Below are 25,838 nucleotides of genomic sequence, written 5' to 3'. Positions count from 1 at the left end.
GACCCCGCCGCCCCGCCGCGCTGAGGCCGGGGCGGAGGTCAGACCCGGCCGGCCCCCGCGTCCGGGGCCGGGCCGGGCCCCGGACGCGGGGCGCAGCAGGCGCAGCCTGGTGCGCAGCCACAGCCGTCACCGGCCCCCGCATCGGCTCGGCGTTGGCCCGGTGCCTCGGCCGGTGCCTCGGCCGACGCGGCCGACGCGACCGGTGCGACCGCGCAGCAGGCGTCGCCGCGCCAGGCGTTCCGGCCCTCCCTGATCGCCAACGCGGCGATCACCAGCGCCGCCAGCGGGTCGGCCCAGCCCCAGCCGAGCAGGGCGTTGGCCACCAGCCCGACCAGCAGCACCGCGGAGAGGTAGGTGCACAGCAGGGTCTGTTTGGAGTCCGCCACCGCCGAGGCCGAGCCGAGCTCCCGCCCGGCCCCGCGCTGTGCCGCCGAGAGGAAAGGCATGATCACCAGCGACAGCGCGGCCAGCACGATGCCTGGTGGGGAGGAGTCCGGCTCGTGCCCGCCGACCAGCGCCCGTACCGCGTCCACCGTCACGTAGGCGGCCAGCGCGAAGAACGACACCGCGATGACGCGCAGGGCGCGCGCCTCGCGCGCCTGCCGCGCGGCCGGGTCGGTGGCGGAGAACTGCCAGGCCACCGCGAGCGCGGAGGAGACCTCCACCACCGAGTCCAGCCCGAACCCGATCAGCGCGGTCGAGGAGGCCAGCGTTCCGGCGGTGATCGCCACCACCGCCTCGATGACGTTGTAGGTGATGGTCGCCGCGACCAGCCACCGCACCCGGCGGGCCAAGGCCTCGCGCCTCGCCGGGGACGGCCCCGGCGAGAGGGGCACGGGTATGCCCGCCATCAGCAGCAGCCCTTCTCTTCCGCCTCCGCACACGTGCGGTCCGCGGCCACCGCCACCACGGCGGCACGCAGGTCATCCAGCGCGTGGCCGAGGCGTGCGTCCGCCAGCTCGTAGCGGGCGCGGCGGCCCACGGGCACGGCGACGACCAGTCCGCAGTCCCGCAGGCATGCCAGATGGTTGGACAGGCGCGTCCGGGAGATCCCCAACGCCTCGGCCAGATCGGACGGATGCGCCGGATCCTGACGCAGGGCGACCAGGATCCGGCAACGGATCGGATCGGCCAGCGCCCGACCGAACCGCGCCAACACCTCGATGTCAGAAGCAACAGTCAGCATCCGAGCAGAGTAGTACATGTTTCCATGAATTCATAGAATCCTGAATCAACGACGAGGGCCGAACGGGGCGCTCACCGCCGTTCCTGTCATTCGGCCTGGGCGTCGTCGAGCTGTTGGGCGAGGCTGTCGCGGAAGTCCTGGGCGGACATCTCGCCCAGCAGCACGCGTCACAAGTCGGGTTCGGTGTCGGCCTGGCTGTTGGCGGGGATCGAGCCGGAGCGCTCGGTCCAGGCGCTGAACCGCCCGCGTCGCGGAAAGGACCGGCCGCGTCCCCGCGGGTGCGGGCGCCGAGCACAACGCATCCTCCGTCCCGGGCGTCAAACGAGCATCATCCGCCGGAAGGGACCGGACGGGATGGGGCAGGACGGCTCAGGGAGGGGAAGTCATGCGTGCAACTCTTCGGCGTCGGGGAGATCGGGAGCGCGACGGGCGGGGCGTCAGGGGGCGTGGGGCCGCGGTCATCGTGGGATCGGGGGTCGTGGCCCTGGCGGGGATGGGTCTGGTGGCGCCGTCGGCCGCGGCCGGCACCGTCGCGGACGCCGCGGTGTACGTGGAGAGCGGCGCCGTCCAGTACACGGGTGGCGACCTCGCCAACGACGTGATCATGGACATCGACGAACTCTGGGAACAGCACACCGAGTTCACCATCGACGACAGGGTGCCGATCGTCGCCGGCCAGGGCTGCGAGCACCCCGACGCCGCCGACGCCACGCTCGTCGTCTGCACGAGCTCCTACGTCGAACCCCCGGTGCACGTCGAACTCGGCGACGGAAACGACACGTTGGTCGTCTCCGGCAACGTCAGCGGCACCGCCACCGTCCACGGCGGCTCGGGTGACGACCGGATCGGGGCCGGTGGCGAGCTCCACGGTGACGAGGGCGACGACGAACTCGTCGGCTACTGGGGCCCTGACCTCCTCTACGGCGGCGACGGCGACGACCGCGTCGAGGCGGGCGACGGCGACGACGCCGTCCACGGGGGGCGCGGCCACGACGACATCCTGGCCGGTCTGGGCGACGATCTGGTCCACGGCAACAGCGGCGAGGACCACGTCGCCGGCGGCAAGGGCGGAGACCAGCTCTCCGGTGGGCCGGACCCCGACGTCATCTACGGCAACAGCGGCGACGACCACATCCGTGGCGGCGGCGGGGAGGACGACCTCTCCGGCGGCCCGGGAACGGACGACGTGGCCCAGTAGGCCGGTCACCCGAAGCGTCATCCGTGGCGGCGGTCGCCGTCCCGGCACGCGGGGCCCCGCTCGGGAGGGGTCTCGTGCCGGGCGGGGTAGCTTCGCGCGGTCTGCCCCGTTCGTCGGGGGCCCGTCACGGAGGGAGCTGCTTCAGGTGTCACCACGTGGACATCGGATCGTGTCGTGGGGTTGGGCGGTCGCCGGGGTCGCCGCGGTCGTCGTGGCGGCGTCGTCGCTGGGTGGCGCTCCCGAGGCGCGGGGTGCGGCGGGCTCGCTGCAGATCCTGCCGGGCCACCTGATCGGGTCGGACTACGAGTCCGACAAGTTCTACGTCCGGCAGGGCGACGGCGACTGGGAGCTGACCTACACGCCCGGCTGGCAGGGTGACGGGTTCAGCGAGCAGGTGCGCGGCACGCTGCCGAACCTCCGGGCCGCCAACGGGGTCTTCGACGACGAGAGCGGCGAGATCCTCGAGTACGACCCGGACTTCACCGCGCAGGCCAACACGGACGCGTTCGTCGCGAACCTCGACTCCTACCGGGAGCACGGGCTGCTCGCCACCGATGTCAACCTGCAGGGCGGCAACCCCGGTTACGGCGGCGCGGAGAACGCCGCCTTCGACAGCGACGGATCGCTGCGTCAGGAGTGGACGGATCGGGCCGGGCAGGTGATCGAGGCCCACGCGGAGCGGAACATGGTCGTGGTGCTCGGCCTCTTCTACTTCCACCAGGACCAGGTGCTCGAGGACGAGGACGCGGTGCGGCAGGCCGTGACCAACGCGACGGACTGGCTGATCGAGAACGACTACCGGAACGTCATCATCGAGATCGCGAACGAGTACAACGACGACGACGCCTACGACCACGAGATCATCCACTCGGACGAGGGCATGGCGGAGCTGATCGAGCTCGCGCAGTCGCGGTTCGACGACGCCGACTTCCGGCTCGCCGTGAGCGCGTCCCGGTTCGGGGACGGCTCGTGGCCGGACGACGCGGTCGCGGACGCCGCGGACCTCGCGCTGCTGCACTGCAACGGGCTGGACGCGGAGGGCTGCGCGGAGGCCGCCGCCGAACAGCAGCAGGAGCGCGACTACCCGATCGTGGTCAACGAGACCAACAACACCGCCGGCACCTACACCGACGAGACGCTGGACGAGGACAGGGCGGCCATCGACGAGCTGACCGCCACCGGCGCCAGTTGGGGGCTCATGCTCAACCAGTGGAACCAGTACGCGCCGTGCGTGTACGAGGACGACTGCGGGTCGGCGGGCTTCGACTGGGCGCTCGGGCCCGACCCCGGCGCGAACGGCAGCGGCGCGGAACTGCTGCGCAACTTCGCCCACGGGGTCCTCGACCATCTGGAAGAGGTGGTGTTCTCACCGGATCGCCGAGGCGAGCACGGCGGGCCGTGACGGCTGGACGAAGGCGGTGACGCCCGCCTAGGCGGCGCGGGGTCCCTGGCTGACTCCGTCGAGCGTGACGAACTCGTTGAGCGTGATCCTCATCGCGGGTCCACGCTCTCGGCGAGCGCGGCCAACTGGCCGGTGACCGAACCCCAGCCCTCGGCGAAGCCGAGCTTCTCGTGACGGGCGCGGGCCTCCGGGTCGGCGTGCCGGACGACGAGCCGGTAGTCCGTGCCCTCCGGGTGATCCGTCAGAGTGACCGTGGTGGTCATGGCGACCGGGGCGGGAGTCGCGGGACGCCAGGTGCTGTCGATCGCGTTCGTGAACACGAGGCGTCGGAGCTCGTCGACGGCGAGGAAGCAGGCGTCCAGGTGCGGGACGAAGTCGACTCCGTCGTCGCTCAGCCGGGTCACGAACGCCCCGCCCGGGCGCGGCTCCAGGCGGTCCACCCGGCAGCGGGACGGAGCCGGGACCCACCACCGCTCCAGTCGGGACGGGTCGGTCCAGGCGTGCCACACGGTGGCGAGCGGGGCGCGGATGATCCGCCGCAGGTCGAGGTCGGTGTCGGGGTTCACCGCTGGTCCTCCTCCGGGTCGGTGACGAACTGTTCGAGGCGGTCGGTGCGTTCCTCCCATATCCGGCGCTGTTCCGCGAGCCAGTCGTCGACGAGGGCGAGCCGCTCGCGGTTGAGCACGCAGGTGCGCACCCGGCCGGACTTGACCGTGCGGATGAGTCCGTTCGTCTCGAGGGTCCGCACGTGCTTCATGAACGACGGAAGGGTCATCGGGAACGCGCGGGCGAGGTCGCCGACGCTCGCGGGCCCGTGGCCGAGCCGCCGGACGACGGCGCGCCGGGTCGGGTCGGCGAGGGCGACGAACACGCCGTCCAGATGCGCCGAATACTGTGCCATGCGGCAAAGTATTGCCGGAAGCTAATGGTTAGCGCAAGGGCTGAGTGTCGAGTCGGCCACGCCACCCGCCCGTCACCCCTCCTCCTCCCAGTCGACCCGGTCGAGCCGGGCGCGGAGGGAGTCGGCGGTGACCCGCGGGTCCCAGGTGTGGTCGCTGCCGTGCCGGGCGAGGAGGGCGAGAGCCGTTCGCCAGTGGCGACGGGCGTCCGCGTGCCGGCCGAGGGCGTGGTAGGCGTGGGCGAGCCCGTCGTGGGCCCGGCACTCGTCGTCGAGCTGGCCGAGGTCGGCGGCGATGGCCAGGGCGTCGCGGTGGCAGGCGAGGGCGTCCGCGTGGTCGCCGAGGGCGTGATGGCACCGGCCGAGGCCCTCGTGGCCCTCGAACTGGCCGTTGCGGTCGCCGGACGCCCGGGCGGTCTCCAGCAGCTGCCGGTAGTGCTCGGCGGCCCGCGGGTACTGGCCGAGCATGCGGTGGACGTCGCCCAGGCCGTGCCGCGCGTACATCTCGCCGTGGTGGTTTCCGGACGCCCGGGCGAGGCGCAGGGCCAGCTCGAAGCAGTCCGCGGCCCGCTCGTGATCGCCCAGCATGCCGCGGACGTGGCCCAGGCCGTAGAGCGCGTAGCCCTGGCCGCCGCGGTTGCCGGTGGTGCGGGCGAGGTTCAGGGCCCGTTCGAAGCAGTCCGCGGCCCGCTCGTACCGGCCCAGATGTCCGTGCACGTGTCCGTAGGCCGCCAGCACGCTCTGCTCGCCATCACGGTCGCCCGTGGCGCGGGCGAGGCGCAGCGCCCGTTCGAAGCAGTCCGCCGCGCCCTGGTAGCCGCCCGACTTGCCGCGGACGTGGCCCAGGCCGTAGAGCGCGTAGCCCTCGCCGGCGCGGTTGCCGGTGGTGCGGGCGAGGTCCAGGGCCCGTTCGAAGCAGTCCGCGGCCCGCTCGTACCGGCCCAGATGGCGGTGGATGTGCCCGAGCCCCGTCAACGCGTTCTGCTCGCCGTCGCGGTCGCCCGTGGTGCGGGCGAGGTCCAGGGCCCGTTCGAAGCAGTCCACCGCCTTCTCGTTCCGGTCCCGCATGTAGTGGACGTCGCCGAGGCGGTTGAGCGCCGCCAACTCGTCCCGGGAGTCGCCGGCGACGCGCCGGGCGTGGTCGTGCAGCACCACCGCCTCGCCGTAGCGGCCCCGGACGCGCAGGTGGCGGTGCAGGGCGGCGGACTGGTGCAGGGCGTGCTCGGGCTGCCCGTGGCTGGCGGCGTGGTGGGCGGCGGCGAGCAGGTTGTCCAGTTCCGCGTCCAGCCAGGCCTCCGCCCGCAGGGGCGAGGCGATGTCCGGGGCCGACGGGACGACCGGGGGAACGGCGGGTCGTTGCCCCGTCTCGTGGGGGTAGACCGCGTCCATGGCGACGGAGGTGGCGTGCGCGTAGTGGGCGAGGAGGCCGGCGAGCGCGCCGCGGCGCTCCGGTTCGGTGTCCTCGGCGAGGGCGGTCGCGGTGGCGTGGGCCCGGATCAGGTCGTGGCTGCGGTACCGGCCCGGCAACGGCTCCGCCAGCAGATGGGCGTCGACGAGGTCGTCCAGCAGCCGGGCGGCCCGCGCCACGGGCAGGCCGGTGAGCGCGGCGGCGGCGTCGCGGTCGATGTCGGTGCCGGGGTGCAGGCTCAGGAGCCGGTAGGTGTGCCGTTGGTCCGACGTGAGGTGCCGGTAGGACAGTTCGAGCGCGGCGGTCACGCTGCGCTGGCCGGCCTGCAACTCGGTCAGCCGGTCCTGCTGGTCGGTGAGGCGCTGGACGAGGTGGGTCAGGCTCCAGACGGGACGGGAGCGGAGCCGGGCGGCGGCGATCCGCAGGGCCAGCGGGAGCCGGCCGCACAACTCGACGACCTCCACCACCCGTTCGGCGGGCTCGGCGGCCAGCCGGGGGGCGCCGGCGGCGCGGGTGAACAGCGCGGTCGCGTCCTCGCGGGAGAGGACGTCCAACGAGAGGTGCCGCGCGTCGTCGATGCCGAGGAGGTGGCGGCGGCTGGTGACCATGACCAGACAGCCAGGGGCGGCCGGCAGCAGGGGGAGCACCTGGCGTTCGCCGCTGGCGTTGTCCAGCAGGATCAGCACTCGCGTGCCGGTGAGCCGGGTGCGGTACAGGGCGGCGCGCTCGTCGAGGCCGGGCGGGATGCGCTCGTTCGGCACCCCGAGCGCGCGCAGCAGCACCTCCAGCGCGGCGGCGGGATCCATGGGCTCCCGGCCCTCGGTGTGTCCGTGCAGGTCGAGGAACACCTGCCCGTCGGGGAAGGCGGGCGCGAGCCGGAGCGCGGCACGCACCGCGAGGGTGGTCTTGCCCACTCCCGCCATGCCGTCGATGACGCTGACCACCACCGCTCCCGGTTCCTGGTGGGAGCGGTCGGGACGATCGGAGCGGTCGGAGCAGAGGGCGAGAAGCTCGTCGAGCTCCCGGTCGCGACCGGTGAACGCCGCCGTGTCCGCGGGCAGCTGGGTCGGGACGACGTGCAGCGCGGCGGGCGGGGTGGCGTCGAGCGCCGGATCGGCGGTGAGGATCTGCTGGTGCAGACGCCGCAGATGGGGGCCCGGATCGACGCCGAGCTCCCGGGACAGGGACCGCCGCACCCGCTCGTAGTGCAGCAGCGCGTCGCCCTGGCGGCCGGCGGCGTGCAGCCCGCGGATCACCTGGGCCGCGAGCCGCTCGTCGAGGGGATGTTCCGCGGTCCTCGCGGTCAACGTGGGCAGCAGCCGGGCGTGTTCCCCGCGGGGCAGGTAGAGGTCGAACAGGTCCAGTTCGGCCGTGAGCCGGTCGGCGACGAGCGTGTCGCGTACGGAGTTGATCCAGTCCGTGTCGAGGGACCCGAAGGGCGCGGATCGCCACAGTCGCAGCGCGTCCTCCAGCAGGCGCGCGACGTCGCCGGCTCCCGCGGCGGCCCGGGCGAGCAGGTCGCGGAAGCGGTGCAGGTCCACGCTGGCGGGATCGACGCCGAGCGCGTAGCCGCCGTGCTCCCGCTCCAGGGACACGTCGTCGGCGTCGGCCAGTGCGGCGCGTAACCGGTAGATGTAGGTGTACAGCGTCGCGGTGGCCCGCGCCGGCGGACGTTCTCCCCAGACCCGGTCCACGAGCTGGTCGATCGAGACGACGGAGTTGGCGTCCACCAGGAGGGCCGCCAGCACGCACTGTTGTCTCAGATGACCGGTGTTCAGCACGCGGTCTCCCCGACGCGCTTCGATCGGTCCCAGCAGGAGGAAACCAGTCGGCAAACGGAATCTCCTCGGTCTGTCTCCCCGGGTGTCGACGGCCGTCGACACGACGCGCGGACCGGAGCCGATCCCGCGGCTGACTCCCGGAACGGGGAGACGCCCTTCCGGGCGGGCGGGAGGGTCTCGGTCGGTGGACGCGAGTCGGGGCCACGCGATGGACGGCAGCATAGGTCACCCGGCGGGGATCCGCCGACGTTCAGACGCCGAGGTGCGTCGAGGGGTCCTCCACCCCGTTCAGCAGGGACAGCCCCAGCGGCGTGACGGTGTGGTGAACGACGTTGGCCTGCCGGCGGCTGGAGACCAGATCGGCGTCGCGCAGCACGGACAGGTGATAGCTGGCGGTGGCGATGGACACCCCGATCAGGCGCGCCAGCGCCGTCGTGGACCGGGTCGTCGTCGCCGCCATCAGGACGGCGGCCCGGGTGGCGCCGAGCAGGGATGCCAGATGCTGGCGGGCACCGCGCGTCGCGGGCCGCGCCCCGCTCCGGTCCACCCGGTACACCAGCACCGGTGGCAGCGTCGGATCGGCGGGGCCGACGGGCGTGCCCTCGCAGAAGTAGGAGGGAACCAGCAGCAGTCCGCGTCCGCCCAGGTGGACGTCCCGGTCGTTCGGATAGTCGACCCGCAGGACCGGGCGCGTCCAGTGCATGCGCGGGCCCATCCGGGCCAGCAGAAGCTCCACCCCGCCTTCCAGGAGATGCCGTTCCCGAACGGCGCGGTCCGTCCGCACCAGCGTCTGGACATGGGACCAGAAGGGGGCCAGGGTGAGGCGGTGGTAACGGCGTAGCGCCTCGGCGAGGCTCGCCAGGAAGGCGGGTGCCCCCTGCGACCTGGCTTCGTCAGCCGGAACGCCGTGTCCCGCCTCGGCCAGCAGCCGCAGCTCACGATGGAGCCGGTCCTCCGGCGTGGCGAGGATGGTCGCGATGGCCTCCTCCAGGCCGAGCAGTCCCTGGATCGGGGTCAGGAAGTCGGGGTTGTAGCCGGCGACGGGGGCCAGCGGGAGGAGCTTCCTCGTCGGGGCGATCCATTCGGCGTGGTTGGCGGCGAGGAGCCGTTGGTTGAGCTGGCGCCGCCAGGGCCCGTTCGGGCGCTGCCCGGCCGGGCGCTGAAGCACGTGCAGGCTCAGCAGGATCTCCCACAGGGGGTCTGCCGAGGGCGCGACCCGGGTCCCGACGAGGTCCTCGCCGGTGAAGTGGATTCGAAGCATGAGAGTACGCCGCCTGTGACGCGAGCCCGCCAGATGAGTGCCGTCCACGGGAACCGGCTACGCGTACTCACTGTGCGACTCCGAACCAGAACGAATCTGGGTCACATCTAGAACCAGCAGGTGGCGGCCCGGCACGCGGGATCGTTCACCAGGAGGCACACCGCGCAGAGCACGCACGCGATCACCCCGTCCTGTGCGCCCGTCCGGTGCGCGAGGCGGGTGTGGGGGCGCCACCGTTCCTTCGTGATCCTCAGCATGGCGCGGGCGCGGTAGTGCCGGCATAACGGGCGGGCCGCGGGGCTCAGATCGTGCGGCGCAGGGCGGTCTCGACGGCGTCGACCAGCGGGTCGCCCTCGGTCCGGGGGTGCCGGGTGAGAGCGAGTTCGATGTCGGGGAGGGTGGGCAGCGCGTCCGCGTCGTGGCAGGCCATGGCCGGTTCGAGGTTCGCGGGCATGAGCGCCGCGACGCCGAGCCCGGCCCGCAGCGCGGCGAGCACGCCGACCAGGCTGTTGCTCTCGAACGCCACGCGCCAGCGGCGGTCGGCCCGTTTGAGCGTCTCCAGCACGGACGCGCGCCAGGAGCAGGGACCCGTGAACAGCACCACCGGCAGCGGGTCGGCGGTCACGTCCACACCCCGGCCGATCGCCCAGACCAGCGGGCGGCGCACCGTCCAGCGCGGCGGTCCGGGGAAGTGCGGCTCGTCGAGGACGAGTTGGACGCGACCCGCGTCGTAGGCCTCCCGCATCTCGGGAGTGGAGACGCTGAGCACCTCCAGCGTCGCGCCGGGATGCAGCTGGGCGAGGTCGGCGAGGACCTGCGGAAGCTGGGACGCGGCGAGGTCCTCGAGCAGCCCGACGCCGCAGTGGCCGGTGAGCGCGCGCCCGGCCTCCGTGAGCGCCTGGGCGGAGAGCGACAGTATGCGTTCGGCGTACGGCAGGAGCTCCTCGCCCGCCCGGGTCGGCGAGACGCCGGACGGCGACCGGTGCAGCAGCGGACGCCCGACGGTGCTCTCAAGCCTGCGCAACTGCTGGCTGAGCGCGGGCTGGGTGTGCCCGAGCGCCGTCGCGGCACGGCTGATACTGCCCGCCCGCACGGCGGTGACGAAGGAGCGCAACAACGCGGTCTCGAGATCCCTGGCCATAAGAAGACATTATGCTGCCCCCAGCGAATTAACCACTACCTATGACGTGCGGAACGTTCTAACGTCAGGTGGGTGACCGGATACCGTCAGGTGCTCGCCGTACCAGGGCTGGCGTCGTTGCTCGGCGTCTCGCTGCTCGCCCGTGCCGCGATCACGGCGAACGTGATGGCGCTGACGCTGTACGTCGTGCTGGACCTGGACCTGAGCTACGCGGCGGCCGGTGCCGTCGCGGCGGCGCTGACCGCCGGGCTGGCGCTGGGCGGGCCGCTGCTGGGCCGGGTGATCGACCGGCGGGGCCTGCGCGCGGTGTTGCTGGTGACCGTCGCGGCGCAGGTCGTGTTCTGGCTGAGCGTGCCGATCCTGCCGTTCGGGATCCTGCTGGGCGCCTCCTTCGTGGCGGGTCTGCTGATGGTGCCGGCCCCGTCGGTGACCCGGCAGGCGATCGCCGCGATGACGACCGCGGGACAGCGCCGGGCCGCGTTCGCGCTGGAGTCGGTGCAGGGCGAACTGTCGTACGTCGTGGGCCCCACGGTGGTGATCCTGTGCGCGGCGAACGCGTCTCCCGGTGTGGTGGCGTGGGGAGTCGGTGCCGCGATCGTGGCCGGCGGGCTCGGGATCGCCCTGCTCAACCCGCCGCTGCGCGCCGAGGACGAGGCGGCCGCCGCCGTCAACGGACGGCCCCCGCGCCGCGAGTGGCTGGGCGCCCGCATGATCGCCGTACTGACGATGGCGCTCGGCACGACGCTGCTGCTCAGCGGCGTCGACCTCGCCATCGTCGCCACCCTTGAGGAGGCGGGCCAGGTGTCCTGGGCCGCCCTGGTCGTGGTCGTGTTCGGCGTGGCCTCCATCGTCGGCGGGCTGATGTACGGCGCGTTGTCCCGGCCGCTGCCCACCTGGCTGCTGCTCGCCCTGCTCGGGCTCGTGACGATTCCCGCCGGGCTCGCCCACGACTGGCCCTGGTTGTGCCTGGCCGTCGTCGGCGCCGGGCTGCTCACCGCGCCGACCCTGTCCACGGTGGCCGACGCGGTGAGCCGGCTGGCGCCGGCCAGCGTGCGGGGGGAGGCGACGGGCCTGCAGTCCTCGGCGATGAGCGCGGGTTTCGCGCTCGGGTCCCCGATCGTCGGGGTGGCGATCGACGTCTCCGCACCGGCGGGTGGCTTCGCGGCGGCCGGACTGGCCGGCCTCGTCGCCGCGCTGACCGGATACCTGCTGTCCCGCCGCTCGGCCGCCCGGACGCGGTCTCCGCTCGGCGAACTCGGCCTGGTCGGCGCACCCGGCCCACGGCCGCGCCGGTCCGGTGACGAGGCACGTCACGCGCGTACGGGCGTGGGCGTGTAGCCCGAGGGCCACCGGGAGGCCGGCGGCTGCGCGGTGCGATACGTCACCGCCCGTTCGTTACATCCGTCATCCGGAGCGGTGACGGACCGCACTCGAAGTGGCCCCGGACCACGCGGAACATGGACTCCACCACACCCTCGAACACGCCGCGGCGGCGACGACCCGGGCGCGGCCGGCGGATGTCCGGCCCTCCCGTCAGCCGCCGGCGGCGTCGGTAAGGAGAACCATGCCCACCCGTGCCCGCGTCCATCGAACGGCGGCGTTCGGCGCAACGCTGCTGATGGTCGGAATGCTCGGCGCCTGCGCGTCGTCGAAGGCGGAGCAGCCACCCGCGGGGTCTCCGGACCACGCGTCGCGGCAGTCGTCCGAGGAACCCCCGGAGGAGCTGCGGCGGTTTTACGAGCAGGATCTGGCCTTCGAGCCGTGCGAGCCCTACGCGACCACCGAGGCCGACGTGGAGGTGTTCGCGGACGAGCGGTTCGAGTGCGCCCGCCTGGAGGTGCCGCTGAACTACGCCGAACCCGGCGGCGAGACCGCGTCGATCGCGCTGTTGCGGGTGCCGGCGTCGGGGGAGGGGGAGCCGATCGGATCGCTGCTGACCAATCCGGGCGGCCCCGGATATCCGGGCATGAGCTTCGCCGCGGCGATCGCCCTGCTGGCACCGCAGAGCCCGGTCGTGGAGCGGTTCGACCTGATCGGCTTCGATCCGCGCGGCGTCGGCGCGTCCACGCCCGCGCTGGACTGCTACACCGACGCCGAGCGCGAGGACGACGCGATGTCGAAGCCGTTCCTGGAGAACTGGACGGAGGAGGCGACGCGGCAGCTGGTGCGGCAGTGCGCGGAGCGTTCCGGGGGCGAGGAGGTCCTCGCCCACATGGGCACCCGGGACGCCGCGCGGGACATGGACGTGCTGCGCGCGGTGCTGGGCGACGACCGGCTGAACTACTTCGGCACGAGCTACGGCTCGCGGCTCGGACCGGTCTACGCCGAGATGTTCCCCGACAACGTCAGGGCGCTCGTTCTCGACGGGGCGATGGACCCGTACGCCGGCACCGCGGAACGGCGGGAGTCGCAGTTCGCCGGCCTGCAGCGCTCGTTCGAGCTGATGGGCGCCTCGTGCACGGAACTGCCCGACTGCCCGCTGGGCTCCGACCCCGACGCGGTGACCGAGCGGTTCCAGGACCTCGTGCGGCCGCTGCTCGACGAGCCGGTCCCGGCCGGGGACGGGCGGGTGCTCACCTTCACGGACGCCATCGACGGGGTCGTCGCCGGGCTGTACACGGAGGCGAGCTGGCCCACGATCATCGAGGGGATCCGCGAGCTGCGGGACGGCCGCGGAGACACCCTCACGGGACTGCACGACGGCTACCACGAGCGGAACGCCGACGGCGGCTACAGCGACTCCCTCGAAGCCAACCTGGTCATCAACTGCCTGGACGAGGAGCGGTACAGCCCGGAACGGGAGACGGAGCTCAGGCGGGTGCTGCTCGACGCCGCTCCGTTCACCGACCCCGGCCGGCCGCTGGGCGAGACCAGGAACATGTGCGAGTCCTGGCCGGCCGAGCCGACCCTGGGCTACCCCTACGGCACCGACATCGAGGGCCTGCCCGACACGCTGACCATCGCCGTCACCGGCGATCCGGTGACCCCCTACGACGGCGGCACCCGCCTGGCCGAGGCGCTGGGAGGCAGCCTGCTCAGCGTCGAGGGTGAGCAGCACGGCGTCGCCCTGATCAGCGGCAACGCGTGCGTCGACGACATCGTCGCCGACTATCTCGTCGACCTCACCACCCCGCCGGCCGACGCCGGGTGCGTCATCGAGTGATCCGGCCCCACCCGAGGCGCGGGCGGGCCCGCGGAGTCATGGCTTCCCGTGGCCGGGGACGGACGCGGTCAGGACGAAGGTGCCGTTCCGCGCCCGGGTGTTGAGGGTGCCGCCGAGGGCGGCGAGCCGTTCACGCAGCCCGGCCAGCCCCGTGCCGCCGGCCGCGGCGCCCGACCGGGCACCGGCCTCGGGGCTGGCCGGGACGCCGTCGTTGGTGACGGTGAGCACGGTCTCCGCCGCCGCCGCCCGCAGGCGGATCTCGCAGCTCGCCGCGTCGGCGTGGCGCAGCACGTTGGTGGTCGCCTCGCGCACCACCCAGCCCAGCGCCGCCTGCACGGAGGGGGCGAGGGACGCGGCACCGTGGCCGTCGGGGTCGGAATCGGGGTCGGGGTCGATATCGGGGGTGACGATGTCGCAGTCGATGCCGGCGGACTCCAGCACGCCGCGGGCGCCGGCGAGTTCCGTGGCGAGGTCGGCCTCGCGGTAGCCCCGGACGACGGCGCGGACCTCGGTCTGCGTCTCCCGGGCCATGCGCTGCATCTCGTCCAACTCGTCGACCGCCGCGTCCGTGGCCCCGCGCCGCACCAGTTGGGCGGCCAGCTCGCTCTTCAGGGCCACGACGGAGAGGTTGCGGCCCATGACGTCGTGCAGGTCGCGGGCGAAACGCAGCCGCTCCTCGGCCACCGCGAGCTGCGCCCGGGTGTCCCGGGCCTCGAGCAGCTCCCACACGATCCGCATGCCCCAGGCCGAGAGGCGGGTGACGAAGATCGCGGCGCAGCCGAACCAGAACGCCAGCCAGCCGTTGACGAACAGCACGACGCCCGGCAGCCCAGCCGCCGCGCTCGCGGCCGTGACCACCGCGACGGTCGCCGCCACCAGCCCGGCGATCCGGAGCGCCGGGAGGGCCCGCACGGTCAGCACCGCCACCGGGACCATCGTGCTGCCGATGGCGTAGAGGGCCGTGCCCGCCTGCTCCGCCGCGATCTCGTGGTTCCCGGTCGCCTCGTGCGTCTGCTGGTGGAGCACCAGCAGCAGGACCAGTCCGGCCGTCGCGGCCACCGTGGCCATCAGGGCCGTGGGCCGGGATCGCCGGCCCGCCTCCCAGCGCAGCGCCTGCGAGGCCGCCAGCCCCCCCAACACGCCGTGCGCGAGGAGCAGCAGCGCCACCGCGACGTCGGCCGACGGCTCGTCGAACCCGGGCAGCAGGTAGACGGCCGTCGCGGCGCCGAGCCCGAGGGAGTACGAGTGGAAGACGCCGTGCGTGATCAGTTCGAGCCGGGCGGCGGAGGAGCGGTCGGTCCACCACCGGAGACCCCGGCGCGCGGTCGCCGCCCTCCGGGGCGTTCGGTCCGGCATGGCGCACTCCCACTCCCCGCCGCGTGCATGGGCTCGGCCACCCGGCGCCACCGGAACCGGCGCCGTACGGCGGTCACCGACCCTACCGTCCGGGCTGGCCCCGGCTCAGGCGACTTCCACGTAGTCCAACTCCGCCCAGCGCGTCAGGAACTGGAGCCGAACGGTGTTGTGCCCCGCCGCCAGCTCGACCGGGACCGACACCTCGGTCCAGTTCTCCCAGCCGCGGTTCGGGTAGTCGACCGTGCCCACGCGCGTCCCGTTGACCGACAGCGCGTGCTGGGCGTCCCCGTAACCCGCCGCGTACGCGATGTGCAGCGTGTGCGGTCCGGCGCTGGCCGCGAAGACCGTCAGGTCCACCCAGCTGTCCGCGTAGTCGATCCCGGCGGCCACCGCGCCCTGCGAGGCGGTCGACGTCTCCCGCACGCTCGCGTGGCTCAGCGCGCCGCGCTCCGCCTCGTGGCGCACCCGACTGCCGCGCACCACCGGGTAGTCGTGGTCCCAGCCCAGATCGGCCACGTACAGGCCGCGTCCGCCGGCGGACAGCGCGCCGTGGAAGAAGATCCGGCCGTCGCCGATGTCCGCGCCGCCGGGCCCGCTGACGGCGCCGTCGAGGCTCGCGGTCGTCATCAGCGGCCGGTAGGCGCGGGTGTACGGGCCGGTGAGGGAGCCGGAGACGGCGTAGCTGGTCTGGTAGTTGGGCGTGCTGTACACGCCGGCCGCGTAGAACAGCACGTAGTGGGAGTCCCGTTTCACCAGGACCGGCGCCTCGATGACGCCCTCCTCGGACGGCAGGTCGTTGCGCAGCAGTTCGGTGCGTCCGCCGACGAGGGTCACGCCGTCGGCCTCGGTGCGCTGGAGCCACAGGATCGCCGGCTGACCCACGGCGTTGCCGTCGTTCTTGTAGAGGAGGTACCGCGTGCCGTCGGTGTCGACGAAGCTGGAGGGGTCGATGTCGCCGCCCTCGTCCGGGTTGCAGACCAGCGGCCGGTTCGACGTCGGCACGAAGGGGCCAGTCGGGCTGTCGGCGAGCGCCGCGCCCAGGCACATGCGGCCTGACGCGGCGTCAGGTCCGGTGAAGTACATGAGGTACCGGCCGTCCTGCCGCCGGGACACGTCCGGCGCCCAGAACCCGCCGTCGCCCGTCCAGGCCGGCGGGGTCGGCATCGCGTCGCCGCGCACGGTCCACGGGCCGTCGGGTCCCGGCGCGGTGGCGTAGGGCACCCGGCCGTGCCGCGAGCTCGTCGAGTACGCGTGGTACGCGTCGCCCTCCGCGTACACGTCCGGATCGGGGAAGTCGTCGTTGATGACGAGTCGCGGGGCGACGGAGAGCGCCCCGACCTCGTCGGTACGGGCCTCCGGCGCCGCGGTCGCCGTGGCCGGCGCCGGCTGCAGCAGGAGGGCGGCGAGCACGGCCGTGACGACGCCCAGCAGGACACGTGTCGGTCGGGACATGAACGGGCCTTTCGTCTGGGTGGGGGAGGTGGCTCGTTCCGTTGGGACTCGTCATCGGTGGGCTGGTTGGTGGGGGTGGGCTGGCCGGTCGGGGTGGGCGGGGGCCGCGATGCCGGCCCCCGCCCAGGGACTATTCCCCGGCCTGGAGCGCGCCCCACGTCTCGGGGCCGACGAGGCCGTCCACGCCCAGCCCGCGGCTCTGCTGGTACTCACTGACCGCCTCGGACGTGAGCGGGCCGAAGATGCCGTCGATGTCGACGGTGCGACCGAGCGCGGCGGTCAGTGCCCGTTGCAGTCGGGACACCGACTCGCCCGTGCTGCCCTCGCTCAGGGAGTCCGGGCTGCCCGCGGCCAGCAGCGCCGTCCAGGTACGCGCGTCGGCGACGCCGTCCACGGTCAGGCCGAGCGCGGTCTGGAACGAGCGGACCGCGGATTCGGTCTGCGGGCCGAACTGGCCGTCGCTGGCGCCGGCGTCGTGCCCGTTCCCCGTCAGCAGGTGCTGGAGGGCCGCCACCTCGGGGCCCGTCGAGCCGGAGCTCAGCGTCGGGTACGCGGGGAAGTCCAGGGCCGGGGCGCCCGGGTCGCCGGGGTCGCCGCCGACCAGCTCCATGTAGTAGTCCCAGTCCCAGTTCGGCCCGGGGTCGGTGTGGTCGTTGTCCGGCACCTCGCTGTGGCCGACGATGTGCTCGCGGTCCTTGGGGATGCCGTACTCGTCGGCGAGGTGGGCCGTCAACGCGGCGGACGAGCGGTACATCGCGTCGGTGAACCAGGCCGGATCGTCGACCCAGCCCTCGTGCTCGATGCCGACGCTGTAGGCGTTCCCGGAACGGGCGTGCCAGGCCGTGTCGGCGTCCCGGACCATCTGCGTCACCTCACCGTCCGAGGACCGGACGACGTAGTGGGCGCTCACCTCCGAGTCCGGGTTCTGGAACCAGCTGATCGTCCCCGCGTACGAGCCCTGCGTCACGTGGATGACGACGGCGCTGATCGCCTGGGACCGGCCGCTGCTGTAGTTGGCGGAGTTCGCGGGGACCCAGAGGGCGTCCGGATAGTCCTCGCTGAGGGTGCCGACCGGGGCGTCGGCGTACGGGCCGCGTTCGGGCTCGACGCCACGCGGTGCGACCTCGACGGTCTCGCCGCCCTCGACGGGCGCGTGGATGCCCTCGCGCAGGAGGGCGTAGACGTGGTCGGCGTATCCGCGGGCGGTGGCGTCCTCGGTGGCCCCGCTGTACCGGGCCACGGCCTCGTACCAGGCGTCGACGTCGCCGCGGTCGGCGGCCGACAGGCCGAGCCGGTCGGCGTAGGCGCGCAGCACGGCCGCGCCGCCGCGGATGTTCGCGGCGTCGTCGCGCCGCAGTTCCTCGGCCGGGAGGCCGGTCTCCCGGGCGGCGAGGTCGAGCGTCCGGTGGGTCGGGTTGTCCACCAGGTGCATCACGCCGTAGCCGCGCGCCTGGCTCGGCAGGCCGTCGTGGCCGTCGAGGCGGCTCTCGCCGTAGCCGACGGCGACCAACAGGTCGCGCGGCACGTCGAACTCCCGAGCCGCGTCGTCGAACGCGGCGTTGAACGGGGTGCCGGTGTGGGGGGACTGGGCGGGTGCGGCGGACATGGCGGCGGTGGCCGACCCCGGTGTGGTGAACGGGGCGGCGACGACGCCCATGACCAGGACGGCGGTGGTGACCAGGCCCCAGCTCTTGCCGAGCCGGGCCCGCTCGCGCGTGTGTGCCATCGAAGGGCTCCTCTTGGTGGGGGAATGGCGCGACCATGACAACGTGGACGCGGGGCTGGTGGGTCGTCATGTCCGCGCGCGTCTCAGGATGGATCTACGCGCGCAGAGTTTCAAGACCCGGTGCGGATGGTTGACGTCGCTGCCATGATCGCCAGGGCCGGGACGGCGCGCGCGTTCGCTGGGTCAAACGGCCCCACCCGCGTCCGCGCTGCCCGCGTCCGCGCTGCCCGCGTCCGCGCTGCCCGCGCGGGGCCGTGGCGGCGTCTTGGCGGCCGCAGCGGGCACGACGCGGCGGGGCGAGCGCCGTCAGGCGCGTCGGCCGGCCCGCCACGTCGGCCGGCCCGCCACGTCGGCCGGCCCGCCACGTCGGTCGGCTCGCCCTCCGCCGCGGCCTGATCACCCGCACACGCGTCACGGCCAGGGCGGCCGCGGGCCAGCCCGGCGCGGCGGGAGCCGCAGGCCGGCCGCAGGCTCGTCACGGCCAGGGCGGCCGCGTGTCAACCCGGCGCGGCGGGAGCCGGAGGCCGGACGCTCGGGGCCGGTCTCAGCAGCCCCCACCGCCGTCTCCTCCGCCTCCGCCGCCGCCTCCGCCGTCGCCACCCCAGCCGCCGCCGTCCCCGCCCCAGCCGCCGCTTCCGGAGCCGCCGTCCCCGCCCCAGCCGCTGCCTCCGGAGTAGGTGCCTCCACCGCCGCGGGTCCGCCGGTCGCCGGTGACGACGAGGACGAACGCCACGATCACCACGGCCGCGAGCACCACCAACAAGAAGGCGCCGACGCCGCCATCCGAGTTCCCCATGTCTCCCCCTACCGCCAACAAGGCCATCACGGTGTTCTGTGGCATGGACGCCCGGCGGCGGGGTCGTGGCTGCGGGCACGGGACAACGTGCACAGGGTCTCCGTGACCGGAGCGACGAGCACCGCATCGTCACCGTCGGGCCCGGCGAACGTACGGCGGCAGGCCCACGGTCCGGTCCGAGACGGTGCGCCGAGAGCGATGCCCCGACCGGGATCGGCGGGGCGCACCGACGCGTCGGCGCCGCCGCGTGGTCCGCCCCCGGTCGTCAGGGTCGCGTCCTGGCGCCGCCGCCCTCGGCATGACGGCTCCCACGGTCCGGCACGGTCTCGCCCGGCGGCGGGGGAGCCGTGTAGGCGGCTGCCTGGAGGCCGTACATCTCCGCGTAGTGGGTGTCGCCGGCCATGAGGGCTTCGTGGCTCCCCGACTCCACCAGGCGCCCCTGGGAGAGCACGAGGATGAGATCGGCGCCGGTCACGGTGGCGAAGCGATGCGAGACGATGACCGTGATGCCTCCCGTGCGCCGGGCGACCTCGCGGGCGTGGGCCATGTGGCGCTCGAAGATCTCCTGTTCGCTCGGGGCGTCGAGCGAGGCCGTCGGCTCGTCGAGGACGATCAGCAGCGGATCCCGGCGCATCACCGCACGGCTCAGCGCGGTCTTCTGCCACTGCCCCTCCGACAGTTCCACTCCGCCGAGCAAGCGTCCGAGCTGTGTGTCCAGGGCCCGCGGCAGTCCCTCGACGACGGGTTGCGCGGCCGCGGCGCGCACCGCCTCCGTGATCCTCGCCCGGTCGTCCACATGGGGCAGGTCGCCGATGCCGATGCTCTCCGCGAGGACCGTGCGGAAGCGGCCGAAGTCCTGGAAGACGGCGGTCGACCGGGCGCGCCAGCCCTGGGTGTCGAGGTGCCACAGGTCCGTGCCGTCCACCCGGATGGCGCCCTCGGTGGGCCGGTAGAACTTCTGCAGGAGCTTGACCACGGTCGTCTTGCCGGACCCGTACTCGCCGACGATCGCGACCACCGAGCCCGGGGGGATGTGGGCGGTGACGTCGTCGAGCGCCTTCCGTTCGGAGCCCGGGTAGGTGTATCCCACGTGGTCGAGCCGGATGCCGTCCGTCAGACGTTCGGCCACCGGCCGTGAACCCGAGGAGGCGCTCTCGCCGGCCGCGTGGTCCCGCAGCCACAGGTAGGGCTCGATCAGCCGGCGGGCCCCGGCGGCCTCCGTCGTGCGCCGCACGGCGAGTTGCACGGAGCCGATCAGCGAGGTGGCCACGGTGATGGTCAGGACGATGTCGCCCGGGGTGCCCCGGCCCGTGACGGTCAGGTGGACCGCGATCGCCAGACCGCCCACGAAGGCCAGGGTGAACGCGATTCCCCCGGCCAGCCGCCAGGCCGTGGCGACGAGCCGCGCCCGGAACCTGCCGCTCACCACGTCGTGCCACGCCGCGGCCTGCCGTTCCACGAGCCACGCGCCGGTACCGGAGACGCGGATCTCCTTTCCGCTGTCGGCCGCCGTCGCGGTGTCGAACAGCTGCCGCTGCAGCCGGAGGGACTCCGCCGTGGCGGTCTCCGTGTCGGCGATGACGGTCTGTGCCCGGCGATCGCACCACAGCGGCACCGCGGCGACCCCCCCGAGCAGCGTCAGCCATGGACTGACCGAGCTGATCAGCAGCAGCGAGACAGCGAGCTGCGCCACGGCGAAGGCGACGCCGACGGCGGTCCACGCCGAGTGCATGAGACCCCACGCCGACCCGCGCACGACCGTGACCCGGTCGAGGTAGTCGGTGCGTTCCAGGTGTTCCAGGCCGTCCAACAGGAGGAGATCGCGATGGATCCGGTCCTGTAGGTCGGTCAGGCCGACCCGCTCCACCGCGAGGATCAGCAGCGAGTGGAGCACGTCCTGGAGCACGGCCAGGACGGCGTAGGCCAGGGCGGCGCCGGCCGCCGCGGCCATGGCCTGGGCGGGTCGTCCCGCGTCGGCCTCGTCGACGACCGCCTTCAGGGTGAGCGCGATGGCGAACGTGCTGGTCGCCATGAGCGCGTTGAGCACGAGCAGCACCGCGGTCAGTCCGGGGACGCGCCGCCACGAGAGCCGCAGCAGTTCGGCCCACAGGGCCAGGTAGCGCTTCACAACGGTGCACCCTCCTCGGCGGGTTGCTCCCCACCGCTGTGGAACCGCCGGGCCTGGAGGGCGAACAGCTCGGCGTACCTGCCGTGCGACGCCATCAGTTCGTCGTGGGTGCCCGACTCGACGATGCGTCCGCCGTCCAACAGGGCGATGCGGTCCGCCCGACATGCGGTGGAGAGCCGGTGGGTGATGAGCACCACGCTCGCGCCGCGCCTGCGTTCGGCGAGCCGGGAGAACATCTGGAGCTCCGTGCGGATGTCGAGGTGCGCGGTCGGCTCGTCCAGGACCAGCAGGCGTGATCCGGTGTGCAGGGCGTAGAACGCGCGGGTGAGGGCCACCTGCTGCCACTGCCCTCCGGAGAGGTCCGTTCCTCCGCTCCGGCTCCGGGCCAGGGGGGTGTCCCAGCCGGCGGGCAGCCTCTCCAGGACCGGCGTGAGCCCGGCGTCGTCGGCCGCCGCCCGCAGGGCGTCATCCCGCCGGGGCAGCCGGCCCTGGCCCAGGCCCACGTTGTCGGCGAGGGACAGCGGATACCGGACGAAGTCCTGGAAGACGACGTGGAGCCCGCGCCGCCAGGCATCCGGGTCGAGGAGCGCGATGTCGGCCCCGTCCGCCGTGATCCGTCCGCCGTCGGGCCGGTAGAGGCCGGACAGGAGCTTGATGACCGTGGACTTGCCCGCCCCGTTGAGGCCGACGAGGGCCAGCAGCTCCCCGGGCCTGATCCGGAGGTCGAGGCCGTCGAGTACGGGGACGGCCGAGGGAGCCTCCTCGGCGCCTCCCGGGTAGCGGAACACCACGTTCTCGAAGCACACGTCGGGGGTGGTGGGCGTGGCATCGGGGACGGGGTGGTGGTCCTCGCCGACGCCGTCGCCGACGTCGTGCACCTCGTCGAGGAGCTCCCTGAGCTCCGCACGCGCCTTCAGGCACGCGACCGCGCCGTGCGTGTTCCGTGGGTCGAGCGACTTCGCCGACGCGTAGACACCCCAGCTCGCCGACAGGACGGCGGTCAGGGCGGCGATGTCGTGGCCGCCGGTCGCCACCTCCCGGGTGAAGACCAGATAGCTGCCGGTCAGCGGGAGCGCCACCAGCACGAACTGGATCCACTGCTTGCCCACGTAGCGGAGGTTGGCCGCCCAGACCGGGGCGAACATGTCCCGTATGTGGCCGCCGATGCGCTCCGTGGTCCACTCGCCGAGTCCGAAGGTGCGCAGGTCCTTGCCCTCCCCGGGGGACACGATGGCCTCCTGCCAGATATGGGCGCGCAGCCCTTCCCGCGACTGGGAGACCCACAGCCGGGTGAACTCCCCCTGCTGGCGGCGGCGCACCCACGCGTTGAGGACGGCGGGCACGGCGAGGACGGGCACGAGCCACCAGGCGTAGCCGGCGAGCACCGCGGCGCTGAAGACGACGCCGGCGGTCGCTCCCACGAGGTTGAGCTGGTCGACGGCGCCGTCACCCGGCGTTCGCTCGGTCCACGACTGCGGATCCGCCCGGGCGTCGCGTACCAGCTCCTGGACGCGCGGCTGTTCGAGCGCGGCGATCGTGCTGCTGGTCGAGGCCAGGCGCATCACCTCCTGGCGGTGCGCTCCGTCGATGCGCGAGGCGATCAGGTAGTCCAGCGGCTGCCCGGCCGAGGAGGCGATCCGTGAGACGAGCAGCACCAGCCCGAACGCCGCCAGCGGGCCCGCGACGGCGCCGAACGGGTCGTTCGCGGAGGCCGTCGTGGCCCGGCGGACGAGCTCGGCCATGCTCAGCGCCACGGCGGCCGGGACCATGCTGCTCACCAGCCGGAGCGCGAGCGCGGTCAGGACGAGCGGTCGGCTCACGGCCGACAGGGCGCGCAGCAGCGGCCCGCGCCGGCGTACGGCTCGGAGGGCGGCGCGCACCATCCCGCCGCTTCTCTCCCTCCCGGTGTCCACGGTGCCCGCGGTGTTCCTGGCGTTCACGGTGTTCACGGTGTTCCCGGCGTTCCTGCGAGTGCGCAGGCGTAGAGCTGATTCATGAGTTCCCCGCAGTCCTGGCCACCCGACGTCAGCCCGCCGAAGGACGCCGCGACCACGACCCCTGACTCGGGGTCGGCTCCCACGCAGACATGACCGATCAGGCCCGCCATGCCGAACGACGAGGCGGACCAGCGGTCGGCGTAGCCCCAGTGCCGGCTGAGGTCGCGGAAGAAGCCGCGGCCGTAGTCGCAGTCGTAACGCCATGTCAGGTCGGGGCACGGCCCCCGGACCGACTCCACCATGGCGCGCGTCACGGTCCGCGAGAGGGGGAAGCAGCCGCCGGCTCCCCGCAGGCGTGCCAGGGCCTGCTCGTAGAACCGCGCCAACTCGCTCATCGGTCCGTAGGCCCCGAACGGGGGCACCCGGGTCGCGCACGCGATCCGGGTGATCAGGTACGGCAGGCGACGTATCCCGGTGCGGTCGGCCAGCGACGGCACGGCCAGCCGCCCGCTCACCGTCCCGTACACGTCGGGGGTCATGGTGAGCCGGGTGGACGTCATGCCCAGCGGGGCGCAGACCAGTTCGTGGACGGTCTCCGCGTAGTCGCCGGCACGCTTGGCCTCCAGCAGGGCGGCGAGCACGTACCAGCCCGTCTCCTGGTGGTACCCCTGGTCCCTGCCGGGGATCCAGTCCTCCTCCAGCTCCGTCGACAGCACCCGTGCGAGGACGTCCTGAAAGCGTTCGGCATAGGGGCCCGGCCCTCGGAAGGCGCGGAAGCCGCCGGCGTGGGTGAGGACGTCCTCGACGGTGACGTCCTGTTTGCCGCCGGCCGCGAATTCCGGCAGGTGGTCGGCCACCCGGTCGCCGAACGCCAGCTCGCCCTCGTCCACCAGGCGGCAGACCGCCGTCGCGATCAGGGGTTTGACCGCGCAACTGAGATAGAGCATCGAGTCGGGGGTCATGTCGATCCCCGGGCGGGCGTAGCCGATCGCCGCGTCGAGAAGACGCTCTCCGTTCCGTGACACGCAGACCTGGGCGCCGAGTGTCGGGCGTTCGGACAGGCGTCGCGCCAGTTCGTCACGGCATGGCCGGAAGACCGGGGGCCAGCCGTCGACGCCGCTCACGCCCGCCGGCCTTCCAGCCCGCGGGCCAGCTCCCCCAGCGTGCGGGCGGAGAGGATCACGTCGGACGGTATCTCGTCACCGAGTTCCTCCTCCAGGATCGCCAGCACCTCGACGGCGGTCATGGAGTCGCCGCCCAGCCGGACGAAGCTGTCGTCCGGGCCCACGGGCGCGGAGAGGCCCAGAACGCTCGTCCACACCGTGGCGACGAGCTTCTCCAGCTCGGTCTCGCACGGGCGGCGGGCGGGGGCGGACGCGCGGCGGACGAGTTCGCGGATCGCGGCCGGGCTCGGCTTGCCCGTGCGGGCCAGCGGGATCTGGCCGACCGGGAGGATGACGGACGGCACGGCATGGCCGGGAAGGGACCCGCGGACGAACTCCATCAGGTCCGCCTCGTCGGGCTGACCGCCCGCGCCGACCGGTTCGGCGGTCTCGACGACGGCCACCAGGGTCTGCCCGAGCGTCTGGTGCGGCATGGTGACGACGGCCGCCGCCGCGATGTCGGGGTGCGACTCCAGGGCGTCGCGCACGTCGGCGGTGGCGATGGACCTGCCACCGATCCGGGCGATGAACTCGGCCCGGCCCTCGAGCCGCACGCGGCCGTCGTCGTCGAGCCGGCCGCGGTCCCCGGTGACGGTCCAGCCGTCGCGCCAGGTGCTCGCGGTCAGCCGCCGGTCCCCGACATAGCTCATCGGTTCCAGCGGGCCGCGCAGGCAGATGGCACCCGGCTGCCCGGGCGCGGCCCACGAGCCGTCCTCCGCGAGCACGCGAACCTCCGTGCCCCGCGCGGGGCGGCCCCCGGGGCCGAGGTGGCAGTCGTCGGCCGTGATCACCAGATGCGCGTCACCGGCCTCGGTCAGCCCGAAGACGTTGAGAACCTCGCACCACGGCAGCGCCGCCGCCAACTCGCGGTGCACGGCCGGATTCAGGTGGTCGGCTCCGAACCTGAGCCGGCGCAGGGCCCTCGGCCGCGGGGCGTCCTCGGCGCCGAGGGCCCGCAGCAGGGCGTGCGCCGTCGCCGCGGGCAGCACGGCCGAGGCCGCCCGGTGCCGGTCGGCCAGGCGCAGGAACGCGCGTGCGTCGAAGGGGACGCACGTTGCCATGGTGATGCCGCGCGCGACCGCGTACAGCAGGCCGACGCGGGTCCCGAGCGCGCTCGAGTGCGAGAAACCGTTGGCGAGGACGTCCGGCCCGGCCGGCCGGGCCCCGTACTCGGTGACGAGACGGCTCAGATGGCCCAGGGACGCCACGACCGGTTTGGGACGTCCGGTCGAGCCCGAGGTGAAGATGACGTCGCCCGCGGCGGCCGGATCGGCCGGCGCCGCCGCGGTCGGGGTGCGGGACACGCCGTCGTGCTCCGCGCCGGAGCGGATGTGGGGCAGGTCCGTGACGGTGCCCAGCGGCGAGGCGTCCTGGGCCGCCAGCGTCGCGGTGACGCCCGCGTCGTCGGCCAGCAGGCGGAGCGCCCGGCCGTCGGCGTCGCCGGGCAGCACGACGGCCGTGGCACCACTGGCCAGGGCGGCGAAGTAGCCCGTCGCGAAGCCGATCCAGTCCCCCTCCTCGAACCACAGGCCCAGGCGCCCGCCGGCCGCGTGGCCGCCGTCGACGAGCCGCTGGGCCAGGACGGACACGCGGTCGGCCAGCCGTCCGTAGGAAACGCTGTCGCCCCCGTGGGTCACGATGGCCGACCGCTTCGGGTGGCGGGCGGCGTGCCGGCGGAGAGGCTCGATGACGTCGTGCACCGCGTTCACTTCCCGCTCCTAATTCGTGAGTAGGCGGTTCCAGGCCGACCTCGTCAGGGGCCGCTGGATTGACTGATGTAGACGGGTTTCGCGGTGGCCGCGTGGGCGCCGGATGGACTCCTGAGTTCTCCCGGCCCGCTGA

19 protein-coding genes are annotated in these 25,838 nt (G+C 73.6%); 4 read left to right on the top strand and 15 right to left on the bottom strand.

Translation table 11 applies throughout. From position 1 onward, the window contains the following. Nucleotides 1-38 precede the first annotated feature (38 nt). Nucleotides 39-851 (bottom strand): cation transporter, encoded by an 813-nt coding sequence (locus ABGB06_RS36075; RefSeq protein ID WP_347598709.1) that lies wholly within the window; start codon nt 849-851, stop codon nt 39-41. Further along, complete coding sequence (locus tag ABGB06_RS36070) at nt 851-1,186, bottom strand: metalloregulator ArsR/SmtB family transcription factor (protein ID WP_347598706.1); 336 nt, start codon at nt 1,184-1,186, stop codon at nt 851-853. Before ABGB06_RS36070 ends, ABGB06_RS36075 begins: the two co-directional genes overlap by 1 nt. Nucleotides 1,187-1,664: 478 nt before the next feature. On the opposite strand from ABGB06_RS36070, the gene ABGB06_RS36065 reads away from it, so the two are divergent. Beyond that, nucleotides 1,665-2,384: a hypothetical protein gene (locus ABGB06_RS36065; protein WP_347598703.1), complete on the top strand. Its 720-nt coding sequence runs from the start codon at nt 1,665-1,667 to the stop codon at nt 2,382-2,384. 145 nt (nt 2,385-2,529) lie between these two features. Next, nucleotides 2,530-3,786 (top strand): hypothetical protein, encoded by a 1,257-nt coding sequence (locus ABGB06_RS36060; RefSeq protein WP_347598700.1) that lies wholly within the window; start codon nt 2,530-2,532, stop codon nt 3,784-3,786. An 89-nt stretch (nt 3,787-3,875) separates the two neighbouring features. On the opposite strand, the gene ABGB06_RS36055 is transcribed toward ABGB06_RS36060, so the two are convergent. The 5 genes from ABGB06_RS36055 to ABGB06_RS36035 form a co-directional block, all read right to left on the bottom strand. Then, complete coding sequence (locus ABGB06_RS36055) at nt 3,876-4,352, bottom strand: SRPBCC domain-containing protein (RefSeq protein ID WP_347598697.1); 477 nt, start codon at nt 4,350-4,352, stop codon at nt 3,876-3,878. After that, entirely contained in the window at nt 4,349-4,687 is a 339-nt protein-coding gene (locus ABGB06_RS36050) for a metalloregulator ArsR/SmtB family transcription factor (RefSeq protein WP_347598694.1), read from the bottom strand. Before ABGB06_RS36050 ends, ABGB06_RS36055 begins: the two co-directional genes overlap by 4 nt. Before the next feature lie 72 nt (nt 4,688-4,759). After that, nucleotides 4,760-7,873, bottom strand: a complete 3,114-nt coding sequence (locus tag ABGB06_RS36045) for a tetratricopeptide repeat protein (RefSeq protein WP_347598691.1) — start codon at nt 7,871-7,873, stop codon at nt 4,760-4,762. 250 nt (nt 7,874-8,123) lie between these two features. After that, nucleotides 8,124-9,134: a helix-turn-helix domain-containing protein gene (locus ABGB06_RS36040; protein WP_347598688.1), complete on the bottom strand. Its 1,011-nt coding sequence runs from the start codon at nt 9,132-9,134 to the stop codon at nt 8,124-8,126. Between the two features lie 301 nt (nt 9,135-9,435). Beyond that, entirely contained in the window at nt 9,436-10,275 is an 840-nt protein-coding gene (locus ABGB06_RS36035) for a LysR family transcriptional regulator (RefSeq protein WP_347598685.1), read from the bottom strand. Between the two features lie 72 nt (nt 10,276-10,347). On the opposite strand from ABGB06_RS36035, the gene ABGB06_RS36030 reads away from it, so the two are divergent. After that, nucleotides 10,348-11,613, top strand: coding sequence for an MFS transporter (locus tag ABGB06_RS36030; RefSeq protein WP_347598682.1), 1,266 nt, complete (start codon nt 10,348-10,350; stop codon nt 11,611-11,613). A gap of 226 nt (nt 11,614-11,839) precedes the next feature. Continuing rightward, on the top strand, nt 11,840-13,438 hold the full coding sequence (locus ABGB06_RS36025; RefSeq protein WP_347598679.1) for an alpha/beta hydrolase: 1,599 nt from the start codon (nt 11,840-11,842) through the stop codon (nt 13,436-13,438). Nucleotides 13,439-13,474: 36 nt separating this feature from the next. On the opposite strand, the gene ABGB06_RS36020 is transcribed toward ABGB06_RS36025, so the two are convergent. From ABGB06_RS36020 to ABGB06_RS35985, 8 genes are all read right to left on the bottom strand, one after another. Then, nucleotides 13,475-14,794 carry a histidine kinase gene (locus ABGB06_RS36020; RefSeq protein WP_347598676.1) on the bottom strand — a complete coding sequence of 440 codons (1,320 nt, stop codon included), beginning with the start codon at nt 14,792-14,794 and terminating at the stop codon, nt 13,475-13,477. 105 nt (nt 14,795-14,899) lie between these two features. Then, complete coding sequence (locus ABGB06_RS36015) at nt 14,900-16,246, bottom strand: family 43 glycosylhydrolase (RefSeq protein WP_347598672.1); 1,347 nt, start codon at nt 16,244-16,246, stop codon at nt 14,900-14,902. 130 nt (nt 16,247-16,376) lie between these two features. Further along, nucleotides 16,377-17,972, bottom strand: a complete 1,596-nt coding sequence (locus ABGB06_RS36010) for a peptidoglycan-binding protein (RefSeq protein WP_347598669.1) — start codon at nt 17,970-17,972, stop codon at nt 16,377-16,379. A 544-nt stretch (nt 17,973-18,516) separates the two neighbouring features. Beyond that, the gene (locus ABGB06_RS36005) at nt 18,517-18,768 is read right to left on the bottom strand and encodes a hypothetical protein (protein WP_347598666.1); all 252 of its coding nucleotides are present in this window, start codon (nt 18,766-18,768) and stop codon (nt 18,517-18,519) included. A gap of 265 nt (nt 18,769-19,033) precedes the next feature. Beyond that, on the bottom strand, nt 19,034-20,896 hold the full coding sequence (locus tag ABGB06_RS36000; protein ID WP_347598663.1) for an ABC transporter ATP-binding protein: 1,863 nt from the start codon (nt 20,894-20,896) through the stop codon (nt 19,034-19,036). Then, entirely contained in the window at nt 20,893-22,836 is a 1,944-nt protein-coding gene (locus ABGB06_RS35995) for an ABC transporter ATP-binding protein (protein ID WP_347598660.1), read from the bottom strand. The genes ABGB06_RS36000 and ABGB06_RS35995 overlap by 4 nt, the downstream gene beginning before the upstream one ends. 5 nt (nt 22,837-22,841) lie before the next feature. After that, entirely contained in the window at nt 22,842-23,957 is a 1,116-nt protein-coding gene (locus tag ABGB06_RS35990; protein ID WP_347598657.1) for a serine hydrolase domain-containing protein, read from the bottom strand. Then, the gene (locus ABGB06_RS35985; protein ID WP_347598654.1) at nt 23,954-25,705 is read right to left on the bottom strand and encodes an AMP-binding protein; all 1,752 of its coding nucleotides are present in this window, start codon (nt 25,703-25,705) and stop codon (nt 23,954-23,956) included. Before ABGB06_RS35985 ends, ABGB06_RS35990 begins: the two co-directional genes overlap by 4 nt. Between the last annotated feature and the right edge of the window lie 133 nt (nt 25,706-25,838).

The organism is Streptomyces sp. B6B3 (assembly GCF_039871525.1).
GTDB lineage: Bacteria > Actinomycetota > Actinomycetes > Streptomycetales > Streptomycetaceae > Streptomyces.
This window is presented reverse-complemented; position numbering and strand designations above follow the sequence as displayed.